The organism is Motilibacter aurantiacus (assembly GCF_011250645.1).
In the GTDB taxonomy this organism is placed as follows: domain Bacteria; phylum Actinomycetota; class Actinomycetes; order Motilibacterales; family Motilibacteraceae; genus Motilibacter_A; species Motilibacter_A aurantiacus.
Map to the genome: position 1 here is coordinate 19034 of NZ_JAANNO010000013.1, position 16728 is coordinate 35761.

The following is a 16728-nucleotide window of genomic DNA, read 5'->3' on the forward strand; positions in this document are numbered from 1 at the left end:
GAGGCCTCCGGCCACTGACCACCGGCACCAGACGCACGACCCGCACCGCCCACTACCCAAGCGAAGGAACGCACACATGGCCAAGGACAAGGCCGCCGAGACCGCCGAGGACGCCCCGGCCAAGGGCGGCAAGAAGAAGATGATCATCATCGCCGCCGTCGCGCTGGTCGCACTGCTCGGCGGGGTGTACAAGTTCGTGCTCGCCAAGCCGGCCGAGGCCGAGGCCAAGGAGCCCGAGCCGGGGATCACGCTCACCCTCGACCCGATCAACATCAACCTCGCCGACGGGCACTTCCTCAAGCTCGGCATCAGCCTGCTGTTCACCGTCGAGGGCAGCACGGGCCACGGGGAGCCGGAGGGTTCGGCCGCTCTGGACGACGCCATCTCGCTCTTCAGCGGCGAGGAGGTCTCGGTGCTCTCCGTGCCGAAGAACCGGGAGAAGCTCAAGAAGGAGCTCCTGGAGATGGTGAACGAGGACTACCACCACGGCGTGATGAAGGTGTACTTCACGAACTTCGTCATGCAGTGACGCCGGGCCTCCGCGTCCCGGAGGCACCACGCACGTCCCACCGACCGCCGGGGGCGCAGACCGCGCCCCCGGCGGTCGCGCGTCCCGGCTTGGTGATCACGACAGGTGAGGAACCCGTGACACCGGGGAACGGGGCACCTGACAGCATGGGTACGGCTCGAACCCCACCAACCAGGACCAGCCGGGCGCGACACGCCCGGAGGAAGACATTCACCCGTAAGAGCTAAGGCCCAGGACCTCCGACGCCGAAGAGCCCCACGTGACAGCAGGAACGCCGCTTTCCCCAGCCGAGGTGGACGAGGCCGACGCGCCCGTCGCCGGCCCCGGGAGCGCCCCGGGCTCGGGCACGTCCGGGTCGCGTGGCCGCGTCGGCCGCCGATCGCGCGGCTCCGGGCCCGTGGCGTACGACTTCCGCCGCCCGACCAAGCTCTCCCGTGAGCACGTCCGGACGCTGCAGATCGTCTTCGAGACGTTCTCCCGGCAGTACACGACCCTCCTCACGTCGACGCTGCGCACGGTCGCCCAGGTCAACCTGGTGTCGATCGACCAGCTGACCTACGACGAGTACGTCTCCCAGCTGGCCAACCCGACCCACATGGCCGTCCTCAGCGTGGAGCCGCTGCCGGGCGCCGGCGTGCTGGAGTTCTCCGTCGGCACCGCGATGGCCTGCGTCGACCACCTGCTCGGCGGCCCCGGTGCCGAGAGCCAGCCCGAGCGCGCCCTGTCCGAGATCGAGGCGACGCTGCTGCGCGGCCTGCTCGACCGGGTCCTCGGCGAGCTGCGGTACGCCTTCGAGGGCGTGCTGCGCCTCGAGCCGACGATCACCGGCATCGAGTACAACCCGCAGTTCGCGCAGGTCGCCAGCGCCTCGGACATGGTCCTGGTGGCGTCCTTCGACATGAAGGTCGGCGCGGTCGAGACCGTGGCCACGGTCTGCCTGCCCTTCAACCCCACCCTCGCCGCGCTGGACGCGGCCAGCGGCGCCCACACCACCGGCGAGCGCGAGCGGCTCGCGCGCGAGGAGGCCGCCAGGCGCGTCCGCGATCGCCTGCAGGACGTGCCCGTGGAGGTCGCAGTCCGCTTCGCCGGCACGGCGGCGCGCCCGCGCGACCTGGTGAACCTGCAGGTCGGCGACGTCCTGCCGCTCAAGCACAACACCGGCGACCCGCTCACCGTGACGGCCGCCGACATCGTCTTCGCCCACGCGGTGCCCGGCGCCGCGGGCAAGCGGCTCGCCGTGCTCGTCGTCGAGTCGCCCGAGAACTCGAACCCCCTGAAGCCGGAGGAGCCCGCATGACCACCGTCGCCCCCGAGGTCCTCGAGGCGGTCGTCGCCGCCGCGGAGGCCGCCGCGTCCGCGCTCCCGAGCGCGGCCCCGCTCGTGCCGGGCACCCCGGTCTTCGACATCACCGCCGCACCCGTCCCGGCGGACGCCGCCACGGCCGTCGTCGCCGGGCTCACCGGCAGCGTGCGGGGCTCGTCGCTCGTGGTCATCGGCGCGGACCTGGTCGACGCCCTGCGCAGCTCCCCGCTCGGCGAGCTCGACGTCTCGGCGGCGGTCCAGCCGGCGCTCACCGCGGCCGGCGCCGCGTTCGGCCAGGTCGTCGTCGAGACCGGGCGCGAGCTCCCCGTCGACGTCGCCCTCGACTCGCTGAGCGGGGGCGGCATGGCCGTGGCCGTGCCACTGCTCGCCGACGGCGAGGTCCGCGCGACCTATGCGGCACTGCTCTCCGCTGCGCCCTCCGGCTCGGCCGGGGGGCCGGGCGCCGGGCGCGCCGGCGGGACGTCGGGGACCGGCTCGAGCCGTGGGCTCGACCTGTTGCGCGACGTCGAGATGGAGGTGACGGCGGAGCTGGGGCGTACGCGGATGACCGTCCGCGAGCTGCTCTCGCTCGCGCCCGGCGCGGTCGTCGAGCTCGACCGCGCGGCCGGCAGCCCGGCCGACCTGCTGGTCAACGGCACGTTGATCGCCCGCGGCGAGGTCGTCGTCGTCGACGAGGACTTCGGCATCCGCATCACCGAGATCGTGGGCCCGAAGGCCGACACCGAGGGCGCCGCGTGACCGGTTCCACCTTCGGGATGCTCCTGCGGCTGTTCCTGTCGCTGGGCGTCGTCATCGCGCTCATGTGGCTGGCCGCGCGCGTGCTGCGCGGGTCGATGGGCGGCCGCAACACCGGCGCGCTGGAGATCCTGGCCCGCCAGCAGCTCTCCCGCGGCGCCTCGGTCTCGGTCGTTCGCGTCGCCGACCGCGCCCTCGTGGTCGGTGTCACGGACACCCAGGTCACGCTGCTCACGGAGACCGATCTCGAGCTGATCCAGCTCGCCCAGGAGGCGGGCACCGAGGCAACCGACGCCGACGCCGACACCTCGGTCTCGGTGGACGAGGACGGGAACGTGCGTATCGTGACGGCAAAGCCCGCCCGTCCCGCTGTGGGCACCGGCCCGCTCGCGGGCAGCATCCTGAGCCCCGACACCTGGCGTCGGACGGTCAACGCGCTGCGCGAGCGGTCGACGAGGCGATGATGAGCTGCCTGCCCACGCCCCGCCGCCTCCTGCGGCATGCCCTCGCCACCGCCACCGTCGGCGGGACGTTCCTGCTCGTCGGCGGCGCCCCCGCGTACGCCGCGGAGCCCGGCCCCGGAGGCCCGCAGGGCCCCGGCTCGCCCACCGGCCCGACCAGCGTCAACGTCGACCTCGGCGGCCTCGTCGGGCGGCCCAGCACGTCGATCGTCACCATCCTGGCGATCACCCTGCTGGCCGTCGCCCCCTCGCTGCTGCTCATGACCACGAGCTTCACCAAGGTCTTCGTGGTGCTCGGCCTGACCCGCAACGCGCTGGGCGTGCAGAACGTCCCGCCCAACCAGGTCCTGGCCGGCCTGGCGCTGTTCATCTCGCTGTTCATCATGGCGCCGACCCTCAGCGAGGTGAACGAGCGCGGGGTCCAGCCCTTCCTGGCGGGGGACAAGACCCAGTCGCAGGCGTTCAACGACGGCGTGCAGCCCCTGCGCGAGTTCATGGTCGACCGGACCCGCAAGGACGAGCTGGCTCTTTTCACTAAGGTCGCGGGGGAGGGCAAGCCGACATCTGCAGCAGAGGTTCCGCTGTCGACGCTGGTCCCGGCCTTCGTCCTCTCGGAGCTGAAGAGCGCGTTCATCATCGGCTTCATCATCTTCATCCCGTTCCTCGTGATCGACATCGTCGTCAGCGCGGCGCTGATGTCGCTCGGGATGATGATGCTGCCGCCGGTCATGATCTCGCTCCCGTTCAAGCTCCTGCTGTTCGTCCTGGTGGACGGTTGGGGGCTTGTCGTGACAGCCCTCGTCTCCTCCTACACCTAGGACTTCGATGACCGACGCCGCCATCCTCGAGATCGCTCTCCAGACCATGATCGTCGCCGCGAAGCTCTCGGCCCCCATGCTGCTGACGGCCCTCGGGATCGGTTTTGCGATCTCGCTCTTCCAGTCCGTGACGCAGATCCAGGAGGCGACGCTGAGCTTCGTCCCCAAGGCGATCGGCGTCGGCATCGCGGTCCTCTTCTCGGGCAACTGGATGATCCACGAGCTGGTCAGCTTCACCCACCAGCTGTTCGAGAAGGTCCCCACCCTGTTGTCGGCGGGCTGAGTGTGAACGTCGAGATCGCCGCACCGCTGCTGGTCGGGCTGCTCCTCGCGAGCGTCCGGGCGGCGGCCTGGCTCCTGATCGCGCCGCCCTTCGCGTCGCGGGCCGTGCCGGGCGCGGTCAAGGCGATCCTGGCGGTCGCGCTCTCGCTGCCGGTGGCTCCCCGGCTCGCGGAGACGGTCCCGGAGCTGACGGCGGCGGGGCTGATCACCAGCGCGGTGCTCCAGGCGTTCACCGGGGCGGCGCTCGGCTTCATCACCTACCTGCTCTTCCAGGCGGTCCAGTCGGCCGGTGACCTGATCGACCTCTTCGGCGGGTTCTCGGTCGCCATGGGCTACGACCCGTTGTCGATGACGCAGAACAGCGTCTTCGGCCGCTTCACCTCACAGCTCGCGGTGGTCCTGCTCTTCGCCCTCAACGGGCACCTGCTCGTCATCCGCGGCTTCCTCGAGTCCTACGACGCGGTGCCGCTGAGCGCCTCGATCGACGTCGAGCGGCTCAGCGAGGTCCTTGTCACGAGCATCGGCGAGTTCCTCCTCGCCGCCCTGCAGATCGCCGCACCCCTGATCGGAGTCCTCTTCGTGGTCGACGTGGGCCTCGGGCTGCTGACCCGCATCGCCCCGGCGCTGAACCCGTTCATGCTCGGCTTCCCCGCCAAGATCCTGGCCACCCTGCTGCTCTTCGGTGCCTGCGTCCCGCTCATCCCGGGCGCGGTCGACCGGGTCGTCGACATGGGCCTGCGGGCCGTCGCCGCGGCGGTGGGCTGATGTCCGGGGAGAAGACCGAGAAGCCCACAGCCAAGAAGCGGAAGGAAGCCCGCAAGGAAGGCCAGTTCCCCCGGACCGCCGACTTCGGCGCCTGGGTCGGTGTGCTCGCGGCCAGCTTCATCCTTCCCCACGCCATCGGCAGCGCGATGGACAACACGAGCGCGCTGTTCGTCGAGGCCTCCACGCTGATCGAGGACCCCGAGCCGGCGCAGGCGCTGTCCCTGCTGTCCGAGGCCGCCAAGCTGCTCGTCACGATCGTCGCGCCGCTCTGCCTCGTTCTGCTCGCGGTGGCCGTTCTCTCGCACGCCGCCCAGGGCGGCATCCCCGTCGCCACCAAGAAGTTCAAGCCCGACTTCAAGCACCTGAACCCGATCTCCGGCATCAAGCGGCTGTTCGGGCCGCAGGGCGCCTGGGAGGGGATCAAGACCCTGTTGAAGGTCGGGGTGCTCGCCTTCGTGGTGTGGCACGCGATGCGGGGGATCCATCCGTTGCTCGCCCGCGGTAGCTCGATGCCGCTCTCGACGGTGCTGGACGCCGTCGGGGACACCGTGATCACCTTGATGCGGCAGGCCGCAATGGCCGGCCTGGTCCTCGCCGCCGCCGACTACGCCGTCGTGCGTCACCGCATCGAGAAGGGCATGCGGATGAGCAAGCAGGACATCAAGGACGAGTACAAGCAGGCCGAGGGCGACCCGCACGTCAAGGGCCAGATCCGGTCCCGCCAGATGGCGATGAGCCGCAACCGCATGATGGCCGACGCCGCGAACGCGGACGTCGTGCTGGTGAACCCGACGCACGTCGCGGTGGCGCTCCGCTACGACCCCGCCACGGGGGGCGCGCCACGCGTCGTCGCGAAGGGCGCCGGCGCGCTGGCCGCGAAGATCCGTGCCATCGCCGACGAGAACCGCATCCCGATGGTCCAGGACGTCCCGCTGGCCCGCACGCTCTACAAGGCGGTCGACGTCGGCGGCGAGGTCCCGCCCGACCTCTACAACGCGATCGCCCGGGTGCTCGCGTTCGTGCTGTCGCTCAAGGCGCGCGGCTCGGCCGCCGGCATGCACCGGGTGCCCGTGCACTGAGGGCCCGGGCGAACGGTCAGCCGGTCGGCGCCGCCGGCATCGCCGTGGAGTTGCGCAGGGTGAGGCCGTACCGGCGCGAGGGCTGCCCGGTGAGCCGCAGGCCGGGGAACCGGCGTAGCAGCGCGGGGAGCGCGGCCTGCCCCTCGAGCCGGGCGAGCGCCTCGCCCAGGCAGTAGTGGATGCCGCCGCCGAAGGAGAGCGCCCCACCGTCGGGCGGCCCAGCACCCAGCGGTCGGCTCGGCCCGTCTCTCGGGCGTGGCCGGCTCGGCGAGCAGCGCCTGCACCCGGTTGCCCCTGGCGGCCTCGCCATCGGCCCCTCGCCTCGGCCCGATCGTGGCCGCCCCGGCCGCCGGGCGTACGGCCGACGTCGGGCAGCCCGCCGCAAGCGGCTCACAAGCCGGGCGCGGCAGGGTGCTGCACATGGCCTTCCTTCCGCGCGACTTCCGCCTGCCCCTGCCCGTGGAGCACGAGCGGTTCACTCTCCGCCACATCACGGTCCACGACGTGATCCGTGACTACGACGCCGTCATGTCGAGCCGCGAGCGGCTGTGGGCGCAGTTCGGCGAGGTGTGGGGCTGGCCCGCCGAGGGCCTCACGATCGAGCAGGACCTCATCGACCTGGCCTGGCACCAGAAGGAGGGCGACCTGCGGCGGGCGTTCAACCTCGCCCTGCTCTCCCCGGACGGCTCCCAGCTGCTCGGCTGCGTCTACGTCGACCCGCCCGAGAAGGCCGGTGCCGACGCCGACGTGGCCTTCTGGGTCCGCGCCTCGGAGGCGGGGACGGGCCTGGAGGCCGAGCTCGAGGCCTTCGTGCGCCGCTGGCTGGCCGAGGAGTGGCCGTTCGGCACGGTGCGCTACCCCGGGCGTGACCTGACCTGGGCCGAGTGGGAGGCGCTGCCGGACCGGTGAGCGCGGCGGGCGGATGCGGAAGCGGGGCGGGCGGACGCGGAAGCGGGGCGCCACCCGGAGGTGACGCCCCGCTTCAGGGGTTGCTACGAGCTCAGCTCGCCGGGGTGAGCGCGACCTCGGCGCTGCCGGAGAGGGCGGGGAGCCCGTCGCTCGGCGCGTCGGTGTAGGACGCGTTGAACACGGCCCGGAGGTTCGAGGCGCCGGCGTGGCCGCCGTCCACGAACGTCACGAACGACCCGGTGCAGCCCGTGCTCGTCGAGAGCGGGTGGCCGTGGGTGTCGTGGCCGAGGATGAACGAGACGCTGACCCGCGAGCAGTCGACCGGCTGGTCGTCGGTGACGGTGACGGTGTAGGTCACGGTGTCACCCCAGTGGAAGGTCCCACCGTGCTGCGAGGGGTTGGTGGTGATCGACACGACCGGGGCCGTGTTGCCGACGACGACCCGGACGGACCACGCAGCGCTGCGACCGGTCTCGTCGGTGACGTTCAGCGTGGCCTCGTACGTGCCGTTCGCGGTGTAGGTGTGGGTCGGGTTCTGCTCGGTGGAGTCCACCACGCCGTCGGCGTTGAAGTCCCACTCGTAGGTGAGCTCGTCACCGTCGGCGTCCGTCGTGCCCGCGCTGGAGAACTTGACGGTCAGCGGCGCCTGGCCGTTCACCACGTCCGCAGACGCCTTCGGCTGCGGGGTGCGGTTGCCGCGGGTGTAGTCGATACGAGCCAGCTGGGCCTCGGGCAGCTCCGCGAAGTAGCCCGTGCCGTAGTCGAGGACGTAGAGCGCGCCGTCGGGGCCGAACTCCATGTCCATCGGGCCGTCGAGGGTCACGTCGCCCGCGGGCAGGATCTTCTCGATCGACTTGACCTTGCTGTTGCTGCCGATGTTGAAGGCGAGCAGCCAGTCACGGGTCCACTCACCGAGCAGCGGCTTGCCGGCCAGCTCCTCGGGCCAGCGGACCTGCGAGGTCAGGCCCTTGGCCGGACGGTACGCCGGGCCGCCCATCGGGCCGATGCCGCCGGTGCCGAGCTCGGGGAACTGCTCGCTCGGGCCGTAGCCGTAGATGACCTCGGCGTCCGTCACGGCGGGCAGGTTCGTCAGGCCGGTGTTCCAGCGCGAGTCGTTGACCGGCTTCTTGCAGTTGAACTTCGGGCCGGAGGTGCCGGTCGCGAAGTCGTAGTCGTTGTACGCGAGGTCGCGCGACATGCAGAACGGCCAGCCGTAGTTGGCCGGGCGGTCGACGACCATCCAGCGACCCTGGCCCGAGGGGCCGCGGTTCGGGTTGTCGGCGTTGGCGTCGGGGGAGTAGTCGCCGACGTAGACGTCGCCCGTCTTCGAGTCGACGTCGAACCGGAACGGGTTGCGGAAGCCCATCGCGTAGATCTCGGGGCGGGTCTTCTCGGTGCCCGGCTTGAACAGGTTGCCGGACGGGATCGTGTAGCTGCCGTTCTCGGCGACCTTGATGCGCAGGATCTTGCCGCGCAGGTCGTTGGTGTTGCCCGAGGTACGGCGGGCGTCGAAGACGGGGTTGCGGCCCGGGCGGTCGTCGATCGGGGTGTAGCCGTCGGACGAGAACGGGTTCGAGTCGTCACCCGTCGACAGGTAGAGGTTGCCCTTGCTGTCGAAGTCGATCTTGCCGCCGACGTGGCAGCACATGCCACGGTCGACGGGGACCTCGAGGATGCGCTGCTCGGTGCTGAAGTTCAGCTTGTTGCCCTCGAGCTTGAAGCGCGAGAGGTAGAGGGCGCCCTTGTAGCGGTCCCAGTCGGCCTGCGTGCCGGTCTCCGGCGCGTCGCCCTCGTTGACGCCCGGCGTGGCCGGGTTGTCGACGGGGGTGTTGAGGCGCGGGGAGTAGTAGACGTAGACCCACTTGTTCTTCGCGAAGTTGGGGTCCACGGCAACGCCCTGGACGCCTTCCTCGTCGTGCTGGTACAGGCCCTGCGGGCTCTGCTTCATGTCGGCGGCGAGGAAGTTCACGCCGCTCGCAGGGTCGTGGAGCCGGATCTCACCCGTCCGCGCGCTGTGCAGCACGCGGAGGTCGGGCAGGACGGCGAGCGCCATCGGCTCGCCCGGGCGGTCGTTCAGCGTCACCTTCTGGAAGGCGTTGCCGTCGACGGCCGCCGTCCCGGAAGTCGCCTCGCCCGCGAGGACCGGCTGCACACTCGCCAGTCCTACGAACGCCGCGGCGAGGCACGCCGCTGTTGTCGCCCTTCGCATACAGGACCTCCCTTGGCCACATGTCTGCGCGCACTATCACTGCAGTACGCTTCAGGTGTCATGAAGTGACCGGGCGACGCTAGGTCGGCTGTTTCGCTGCTGTCAACACCAACTTTCGCCTTCCCGCGCAATGCGTTGCACAACCGTTACGCGAGATCTGTCGGAGCTGGCAGAACCCCGTGGGGGTCCTCGTGCCCAGGCTCGCCGGCGCTCATGCCGACCCGGACATGTCAGACTATGCGGACGCCGCCTCGCCCGGGTGGGGGAGTGTGGTGGTGGCCGGCGCCCCGGGTCGCGGTGCCTAGAAGGGTGTGGCAAGATGGATGAGATGGCCCCATGGGGCACGTGCCGACGCGCTCCTCGGCGACCCCTGATCAGGCTCACCTGAATTCGACTTATCCGAAGCAGTTCGTGTGGCCTCGAGTGTTCCTTGCAATGGGCTCTCGTCCCGCCCGGACGACGACGGCACGCGCGTACGCCGCCCCCTCACCTCCCTCGTGATCGACCGCCACGAGCTTGCGCCCCTGCTGGACCGGCCGGCGGCCCTCGGCAAGCCCCCCGGAAGGGGACGCGGGGAGCAGCCGGGGGAGCCCCTTGACCCCGCAGACGGGCAGGAGGACAGTGGACGGCAGAGGGAGGGCTGCTCCTAACGCCCAGCAACGCTGAGGCCTCACCGAGCCGTTCTTACGGTCGCGGGGCGCCCTCCCCCTCAGCTGCCCGGCCGCAGCAGCCCCGTCTCGTACGCCATCACCACCGCCTGCACCCGGTCCCGCAGCCCGAGCTTGGCCAGGATGCGCCCCACGTGGGTCTTCACCGTCGCCTCGCTGAGGGCCAGCCGCTGCGCCACCTCGGCGTTGCTGAGCCCACGGCCGACGAGCAGCAGCACGTCCCGCTCGCGGGCGGTCAGGGCGGACAGCGACTCCGGGTCGGGCGCCGGCCCGCCCGGCAGTGACGGGGCGAACCGCTCCAGCAGCCGTCGCGTGGTGCTGGGGGCGACGACGGCGTCCCCGGACGCGACGGCGCGGATGGCGTACACCAGCTCGGCCGGCGGGACGTCCTTGAGCAGGAACCCGCTGGCTCCCGCGCCGAGGGCGGCGTAGGCGTACTCGTCGAGGTCGAACGTCGTGAGGATCAGCACCCGGGGCGCCGCCGCCCGGGCCCGCAGCCGGCGGGTGGCCTCCACCCCGTCGAGCTCGGGCATGCGCACGTCCATGAGCACGACGTCGGCGGGGACCGCCTCGAGCACGCGGAGGGCGGCGGCGCCGTCGCCCGCCTCCCCGACGACCTCGATGTCGGGCTGTGCCTGCAGCACCATGCCGAAGCCGGTGCGGACCAGCTCCTGGTCGTCGACGAGGACGACCCGGACCGGCGCGCTCACTCCCGGCCGCCGGCCACGGGCAGCACCGCGCGCACGCCGAAGCCGCCCCCGTCGCGCGGCCCCGCCTCGACCCGGCCGCCGAGGGCCGCAGCCCGCTCGCGCATGCCGCGGATCCCGTGGCCTCCGGCGCCCAGCGGGGCGGCCCCGGCCCCGTCGTCCACCACCTCCACGTGCACCGCGCCCTCCTTCTCGCGTACGCGGACGACCACCGACGCGACCTCGACGGCGTGCCTGAGCACGTTGGTCAGCGACTCCTGGATGATGCGGTACGCCGCCAGCTGCACGCTCGGCGGCGCGGCCTCGCCCGCCCGATCCTGCAGGTCGAGCTCGGCCGGCAGCCCACGGGCCCGGGCCTCGCCCACGAGGCGCCGGACGGCGGCGAGGTCCGGCTGCGGGGCCAGCCCGTCCCCGTCCTCGGCGCGCAGCACGTCGAGCAGCCGGCGCATCTCGGCCAGCGTGGACCGCCCGGTGTCCGCGATCGTCGCCACGGCGGCGCGGGCCTGGGCCGGGTCGGCGTCGAGGGCGTACCCGGCGCCGTCGGCCTGCACCACCATCACGGTCACGTTGTGCGCGAGCACGTCGTGCAGCTCCCGGGCGATCCGCGCCCGCTCCTCCGCGACGGCCGCCCGGTCCAGGCTCTCGCGCTCGCGCTCGAGCCGGGCGGCCCGCTCCTCGAGCTCCTCGAGGTACGCGCGGCGCAGCCCCACGTTCACGCCCAGGATGTAGACGGTCGACACCAGCGCCCCGGAGAGCAGCTGGTTGCCCACGGTGCCGTCCGGCTGGCCGAATGCCATGAGGGCCACCCCGACGAAGCAGACGGCCAGCGCCGCGCGGCGCCAGCGCTCCTCGTCCCGGCACGCGACGTTGTGCAGCGCGACGAGCAGGCAGAGCTGGACCGGGTTCAGGGGCACGCCGGCGAGCCACTGGACGAACGCCGTCGACGCGACCACCCCGAACACCGCCCGGGAGCGCTCCCGCCGCCACCAGAGGGCGAGCGGCGGCACGAGCTGCACGGCGGCGACGACCGCGTCCGGCGTGGAGGTGTGGTCGGCGGCGTAGGGCAGGTACGACGCGGCGAGCGCCAGGAGCGGCAGGACCACCGGCAGGTGGAGCACCCAGGGGTGCCGGCAGGCCCACGCGCGCAGCCGGGAGTCCCGCCGGCGGGCAGGCGGCAGCGCCCCGCCCGCAGGGGCGGGCAGGGGAGCGGTGGCCCGCGCGGCGAGCGTGCTCGAGGTCATGCCGGCAACGCTAGGCGCGGGGCGCCCGGACGTCGTCTGCCTGCAGGCCCCTGCCCGCGTACGCCGCGAGGACCACCCGCTGCCCCGGGCCCGCCTGCGGGACCACCCGGCCGGAGTGCGGCCCAGGGCTAAAGACCCGGGACCGGCTGTCGAAGAAGCAGAGCCAGGAAGGCACCCCAGGCCACGGTCGGCCGCCCCGCTTCTCACGCGAACCGGATGGTGCTGTGAAGTCGAAGAACCTCGGCCAGGTGGGTATCCCCGCCGGTGTCGTCGCGATCATCCTGATGCTGGTCGTGCCGCTGCCCACGGTCGTGCTCGACATGCTCATCGCGCTGAACATCGCGTTCGCGCTCGTGGTCCTGCTCGTGGCCATGTTCGTGAGGCGGGCCCTCGACTTCGCGGTCTTCCCGGCGCTGATCCTCATCGCGACCCTGTTCCGGCTCGCGCTCAACGTGAGCGCCACCCGGCTCGTGCTGCGCGACGGCTTCGCCGGCAACGTCATCGAGTCGTTCGGCCACTTCGTGGTCGGCGGCTCGCTGGTCATCGGCCTGGTCATCTTCTTCATCCTGGTGATCATCCAGTTCATGGTGATCACGAAGGGCGCCGAGCGGGTCGCCGAGGTCGGCGCCCGCTTCACCCTCGACGCGATGCCCGGCAAGCAGATGGCGATCGACGCCGACCTCAACGCCGGCATCATCGACGAGGACGAGGCCCGCCGTCGCCGCGAGGACGTGGCGGCCGAGGCCGACTTCTACGGCGCCATGGACGGTGCGTCCAAGTTCGTCAAGGGCGACGCGATCGCCGCGATCATCATCACCGCGGTCAACCTGCTCGGCGGGTTCGTGGTCGGTGTCGTGCAGAAGGGCATGGCGCCCGGCGAGGCCGCCCACACGTACAGCCTGCTCTCGATCGGCGACGGCCTGGTCTCCCAGATCCCGGCGCTGCTGCTCTCGGTCGCGACCGGCCTCATCGTCACCCGGTCGACCTCCAAGGCCGACATGGGCAGCGACTTCGTCCAGCAGCTCGGCCAGCAGCGCAACGCGCTCCGGATCGGTGCCTTCGCGGTCCTCGGCCTCTGCCTCATCCCGGGCCTGCCCAAGCTCCCGTTCCTCGTGGTCGGCGGCGGCGTCTTCTACCTCTCGACCAAGCTCAAGAAGCCCGACGAGGCCGCGGCCGAGCTGCAGGCCGCCGAGGCCGCCGCGGCGCTCGAGGCCGGCCCGGCGCCGGACTCGCCCGAGGCGCTCGCCGACGAGATGCTCGTCGACTCCCTCGCGCTCGAGCTGGCGGTGGACCTCGTCGACCTGGTCGACACCTCGGCCGGCGGGGACCTGCTCGACCGGGTACGCGCCCTGCGCCGCAAGATCGCGCTCGACCTGGGCATCGTCCTCCCGCCGGTCCGCACCCGCGACGACCTCGAGCTCCCGCTCTCGACCTACGTCATCAAGATCGGCGGCGTGCCCGCCGCCCGCGGCGAGGCCCCGACGGGCCACGTGCTCGCCATCAGCGACTCGCTCGAGGGCCTGCCCGGCACCCCCACCCGTGAGCCGGTCTTCGGCCTCGCCGCCAAGTGGGTCCCCGCCGAGCTGCGCCACCAGGCCGAGCTGCTCGGCGCGACCGTGGTGGACCGCGCCAGCGTGGTCACGACGCACCTGGCCGAGGTGGTCCGGGAGGGCGCCAGCCGCCTGCTCGGCCGCGAGGACGTCCGCTCGCTGGTCGACATGGTCAAGCGGACCCACCCGGTGGTCGTCGAGGAGCTCACCCCCGCCGCGCTCACGCTCGGCGAGGTCCAGCGGGTCCTGCAGGCGATGCTCGACGAGGGCGTCTCCATCCGCGACCTGCCGCGCATCTTCGAGGCGCTGTCGCTGCGGGCCAAGCAGGGCACCGACGTCGAGGGCCTGGTCGAGGCCGCCCGCACGGCGCTCGGCCCGGCGATCGCCGCCGCGTACGCCCCGGACGGCGTCCTGCGCTGCTTCACCCTGGACCCGCGCCTGGAGCAGGCGATGTTCGAGTCGATGGTCGCCGGCGACGGCGGGACGCACATCCTGCTCGACGCGATGCGTGCCGAGGCGGTCACCAACCGGCTCGCCCAGATGGCCGAGCTGGCCGAGCAGCGCGGGACCACACCGGTTCTCGTCTGCAGCCCTCAGGTCCGATCCGCAGTGCGCCGACTGACTCGCAACGCTGCTCCGCGGGTACCCGTGCTCTCGTACGGTGAGGTAACCGGGCAGCTACGGATTGAGACGATGGGAGTGGTTGACGATGCCCACGCGCCTGCTGCTTGAGGGACCTGACATCCAGGAGCTGCTCGCCCGGGTACGGGCCGAGCACGGGCCGAAGGCGCGCATCGTCCAGGCGGACAAGATCCGCACGGGTGGCTTCGCCGGCTTCTTCACCAAGGAGCGCTACGAGGTCGCCGTCGAGATCCCGGACGCCGAGCCCGCCCCGGCTCCCGCTCCCGCGCCGACCCCGGCCGCCGAGAACCTGCTCGACATGATCGACGAGGTCCGCGACCAGATCGGCATCACGGGGAACCCCGGGGCGCCGGTCGCGGTGCCGCAGGCCCCGGTAGCCCCGGTGCCGGCGGCGCCCGTGCCGCCCGCCGCGGTCCCGCCGGCCGCCGCCGTGCCGGCCCCGGTGGCGCCGGCACCGCCGGCGCCGGCCGCGCCCGCTGCGCCGCTCGTCCAGCCTGCTCCTGCGGCGCCCGCCCCGGCGTACGCGGCGACGGACGCGGGGACGTACACCGTCGCCGCGGCCGCCCCCGCTGCGCAGCCTGCGGCTGCCCAGCCCGCCCCGGCCCAGCCTGCCGCCGCCCAGCCCGCCGCCCCCGAGGTCCGGCTCCCGCCGACCCGGCCGGACGCGCCCGAGGTGCAGCCGGCCGAGTTCCCCACCGTCTCGACGCAGTCGCCGAGCTTCGCCCACGTGCTCGCCGGGCTGGCGCGGGAGGCCGACGGCGCAGAGGCCCGCTTCACGGCCGGGCTGCCCACGGCGCCCGCCCCCACCGTCACCGCGGCGCCGGCGGGCGCCCCGGCGTCGCCGACCGCCGTGCCGCAGAGCGTTCCGGTCGCGGTCGAGGTCCCGTCCGCGTTCCCGGCGCAGGGCTTCTCCGAGCCCGTCGTCGAGCCGGAGTTCGTGGACGCCGCGCCGGCGGACGAGGCCCGCGCGGGGACGGTCATCGACCTGACCCAGCAGGAGCAGACGCTGCTGCCGGCCCTGGCCGAGCCGCAGGACGGGCTCACGCCGGCGCTGCGGGCCCTGGGCGTGCCCCCGGAGCTCACCGCTGCCGTCGCGGCTGTCCCGACCTGGAACAGCCACGCCGCGGTCGCGCGCCTCGTGGCCGCGCTGCCCGAGGCGCCGAAGCCGCCGGCGAAGGCCGGGGACGTGCTGGTCATCGTGGGAGAGGGTGCCGCCGCGTACGGCGTGGCGCGCAAGACCGCGAGCGCCATGCGCCTGGACCCGGACAAGGTCCTGCTCGCCGCGCCGACGGGCCTGGGCACCGGCGTGCACAGCCGCCGCCGCATCCCGAACGCGGCGGAGGCCGTCCGCCGCTCGCGCCGCCTGCACCTGTCCGAGAGCGCGACCATCGTGGCCGTCGACGCCCCGCTGGGCCGCTCCGGCGCGGACTGGGCGCGCGGCGTGATCGCCGGCCTCGAGGCGACCGCCGTGTGGGCGGTCGTCGACGCCACGCGCAAGACGGGTGATGTCGCCAAGCACCTGCGCCGAATTGGTGGAGTGGACGCCGTCGCTGTCGAACACCTTGATGACACGGCGGACCCGTGCAGCGTTCTCGCGCTCGGCGTCCCGGTGGCGGTGCTCGACGGGCGCCGCGCCACACCCGCTGCCTGGTCGGCGCTGCTCGGCGCCCGGCTGGGCACCGACGAGGAGGAAGAGTGAGCACGACGCTTCCCGACGTCAACGAGCTCGTGCGGATCGCCCTGGACGACGACGAGCTCGTGCTGCCCTCGCGGGTCGAGGACAGCGTCGACGGAGACCTGCTGCTGGCGGCCGCGGCGTACGTCGGCGACATCGAGGGCCCGCGGGCGGGCACGGTCGTCTCGGTCCACTGGACCTGCAGGCGCGGCGTCTGCAGCGTGGCCGCGCTGTTCATCGGCGCGGAGCGGTCCGGCACCGGCATGAAGCTCTGGCGGGTACGGCCGGCGGGCTCGGTGGAGCTCCGGCAGCGCCGGCGGTACGCCCGGGTCGAGGTCAACGGGGCGCTCTCCGTGGTCAACCCCGAGGTCGACACCATCCGCGTCGGCTGGATGCTGGACCTGGGCGAGGGCGGCGTGCGCTGCCGGGTCGCCCCGGGGGCGTTCAAGGCCGACGAGCCGGTCGAGTGCCGGCTCAACGTGGACGGCGACGTCCTCGTGGTCCACGGCACGGTGCTGCGCGCCGAGAAGCCGGTGAACGGCTACGAGGAGCTCGTCGTGACGTTCCCCGACGACCACCCGGCGGCCGACCTGGTTCGCAAGCACGTGTTCGCGGAGCAGTTGCGCGCCCGGCGGGCGGCGACCGCGGGAGGCCAGGCGTGAACATCCTGCGTCCCGGGTCCGTCGTCGGCGGGCTCCTGCTCTCGTCGCCGACGATGTACTCCGCCCTCATCACCGAGACGATCGGCGTGGACGCGGCGATCTACCGCTTCCTCTTCGGCGTGCTGGTCACCGGTGTCGCGCTGTCCATCCTCGACGCGATCACGGTGGCGTACGCGACGAAGAACGAGGCGGAGCGGCCCAAGCCGGTCAACCCCTACATCCAGGGCCGCCGGGCGACCGACGCCCCGCCGGTCGTGCCGACCACGGCCATGGACATGCCGGCTCTCGAGCCGGTCGCCCTGCCCTGACACCCCCGACCTGGACGGCCCCGTCGCGCATCGCGCGGCGGGGCCGGTCGGCGTCTGCCGGACGCCGGCAGTGCGATTCGTGAGCGCCGAGTCCTGACTTCCTCAACAGCAGCGTGCGTGACGCCGATGGGCTGGGGGAGCCGTAGGAAGCCGGAGCGATCAGGA

At 72.7% G+C, this 16728-nt stretch carries 17 protein-coding genes; 13 read left to right on the plus strand and 4 right to left on the minus strand.

Annotated features, from left to right (window positions below):
• Positions 1–76: 76 nt before the first annotated feature.
• The 8 genes from G9H72_RS17770 (at position 77) to G9H72_RS17805 (ending at position 5992) form a co-directional block, all read left to right on the plus strand.
• Positions 77–529: a flagellar basal body-associated FliL family protein gene (locus G9H72_RS17770; protein ID WP_166173584.1), complete on the plus strand. Its 453-nt coding sequence runs from the start codon at positions 77–79 to the stop codon at positions 527–529.
• 397 nt (positions 530–926) lie between these two features.
• On the plus strand, positions 927–1826 hold the full coding sequence (locus tag G9H72_RS23180; RefSeq protein ID WP_331272397.1) for a flagellar motor switch protein FliM: 900 nt from the start codon (positions 927–929) through the stop codon (positions 1824–1826).
• Positions 1823–2590, plus strand: a complete 768-nt coding sequence (gene fliN, locus G9H72_RS17780; protein WP_166173588.1) for a flagellar motor switch protein FliN — start codon at positions 1823–1825, stop codon at positions 2588–2590. Before G9H72_RS23180 ends, fliN begins: the two co-directional genes overlap by 4 nt.
• Positions 2587–3051, plus strand: a complete 465-nt coding sequence (gene fliO / locus G9H72_RS17785; protein ID WP_331272398.1) for a flagellar biosynthetic protein FliO — start codon at positions 2587–2589, stop codon at positions 3049–3051. Before fliN ends, fliO begins: the two co-directional genes overlap by 4 nt.
• Positions 3048–3866: a flagellar type III secretion system pore protein FliP gene (gene fliP / locus G9H72_RS17790; protein ID WP_166173591.1), complete on the plus strand. Its 819-nt coding sequence runs from the start codon at positions 3048–3050 to the stop codon at positions 3864–3866. Before fliO ends, fliP begins: the two co-directional genes overlap by 4 nt.
• A gap of 7 nt (positions 3867–3873) precedes the next feature.
• A complete protein-coding gene (locus G9H72_RS17795) occupies positions 3874–4149 on the plus strand; it encodes a flagellar biosynthetic protein FliQ (protein ID WP_166173593.1) in 276 nt (91 codons plus the stop codon).
• A 2-nt stretch (positions 4150–4151) separates the two neighbouring features.
• Complete coding sequence (gene fliR, locus G9H72_RS17800) at positions 4152–4913, plus strand: flagellar biosynthetic protein FliR (RefSeq protein ID WP_166173596.1); 762 nt, start codon at positions 4152–4154, stop codon at positions 4911–4913.
• Entirely contained in the window at positions 4913–5992 is a 1080-nt protein-coding gene (locus G9H72_RS17805) for an EscU/YscU/HrcU family type III secretion system export apparatus switch protein (RefSeq protein WP_166173598.1), read from the plus strand. Before fliR ends, G9H72_RS17805 begins: the two co-directional genes overlap by 1 nt.
• A 16-nt stretch (positions 5993–6008) precedes the next feature.
• Here the strand turns inward: G9H72_RS17805 and G9H72_RS22625 are convergent, their stop codons facing one another.
• Positions 6009–6302: a cytochrome P450 gene (locus tag G9H72_RS22625; RefSeq protein ID WP_166173600.1), complete on the minus strand. Its 294-nt coding sequence runs from the start codon at positions 6300–6302 to the stop codon at positions 6009–6011.
• A 110-nt stretch (positions 6303–6412) separates the two neighbouring features.
• Here G9H72_RS22625 and G9H72_RS17815 point away from each other — a divergent pair, with 110 nt between their 5' ends.
• Positions 6413–6901: a GNAT family N-acetyltransferase gene (locus G9H72_RS17815; protein WP_166173617.1), complete on the plus strand. Its 489-nt coding sequence runs from the start codon at positions 6413–6415 to the stop codon at positions 6899–6901.
• 91 nt (positions 6902–6992) lie between these two features.
• Here G9H72_RS17815 and G9H72_RS17820 read toward each other — a convergent pair whose 3' ends face one another.
• The 3 genes from G9H72_RS17820 to G9H72_RS17830 form a co-directional block, all read right to left on the minus strand.
• Positions 6993–9110, minus strand: coding sequence for a PQQ-dependent sugar dehydrogenase (locus G9H72_RS17820; RefSeq protein ID WP_166173626.1), 2118 nt, complete (start codon positions 9108–9110; stop codon positions 6993–6995).
• Between the two features lie 709 nt (positions 9111–9819).
• Positions 9820–10488 (minus strand): response regulator transcription factor, encoded by a 669-nt coding sequence (locus G9H72_RS23185; RefSeq protein WP_331272400.1) that lies wholly within the window; start codon positions 10486–10488, stop codon positions 9820–9822.
• Positions 10485–11726: a sensor histidine kinase gene (locus G9H72_RS17830; protein ID WP_166173628.1), complete on the minus strand. Its 1242-nt coding sequence runs from the start codon at positions 11724–11726 to the stop codon at positions 10485–10487. Before G9H72_RS17830 ends, G9H72_RS23185 begins: the two co-directional genes overlap by 4 nt.
• A 224-nt stretch (positions 11727–11950) precedes the next feature.
• Between G9H72_RS17830 and flhA the strand changes: the two genes are divergently transcribed.
• Genes flhA through G9H72_RS17850 form a run of 4 tightly spaced genes read left to right on the plus strand, consistent with a single transcriptional unit; the run spans position 11951 to position 16563 of the window.
• Positions 11951–14008 (plus strand): flagellar biosynthesis protein FlhA, encoded by a 2058-nt coding sequence (gene flhA, locus G9H72_RS17835; protein ID WP_166173630.1) that lies wholly within the window; start codon positions 11951–11953, stop codon positions 14006–14008.
• Positions 13986–15617, plus strand: a complete 1632-nt coding sequence (locus G9H72_RS17840; protein ID WP_166173632.1) for a hypothetical protein — start codon at positions 13986–13988, stop codon at positions 15615–15617. The genes flhA and G9H72_RS17840 overlap by 23 nt, the downstream gene beginning before the upstream one ends.
• Positions 15614–16255, plus strand: coding sequence for a PilZ domain-containing protein (locus G9H72_RS23190; RefSeq protein ID WP_166173634.1), 642 nt, complete (start codon positions 15614–15616; stop codon positions 16253–16255). Before G9H72_RS17840 ends, G9H72_RS23190 begins: the two co-directional genes overlap by 4 nt.
• Entirely contained in the window at positions 16252–16563 is a 312-nt protein-coding gene (locus G9H72_RS17850; RefSeq protein ID WP_166173636.1) for a hypothetical protein, read from the plus strand. Before G9H72_RS23190 ends, G9H72_RS17850 begins: the two co-directional genes overlap by 4 nt.
• Positions 16564–16728: the final 165 nt, after the last annotated feature.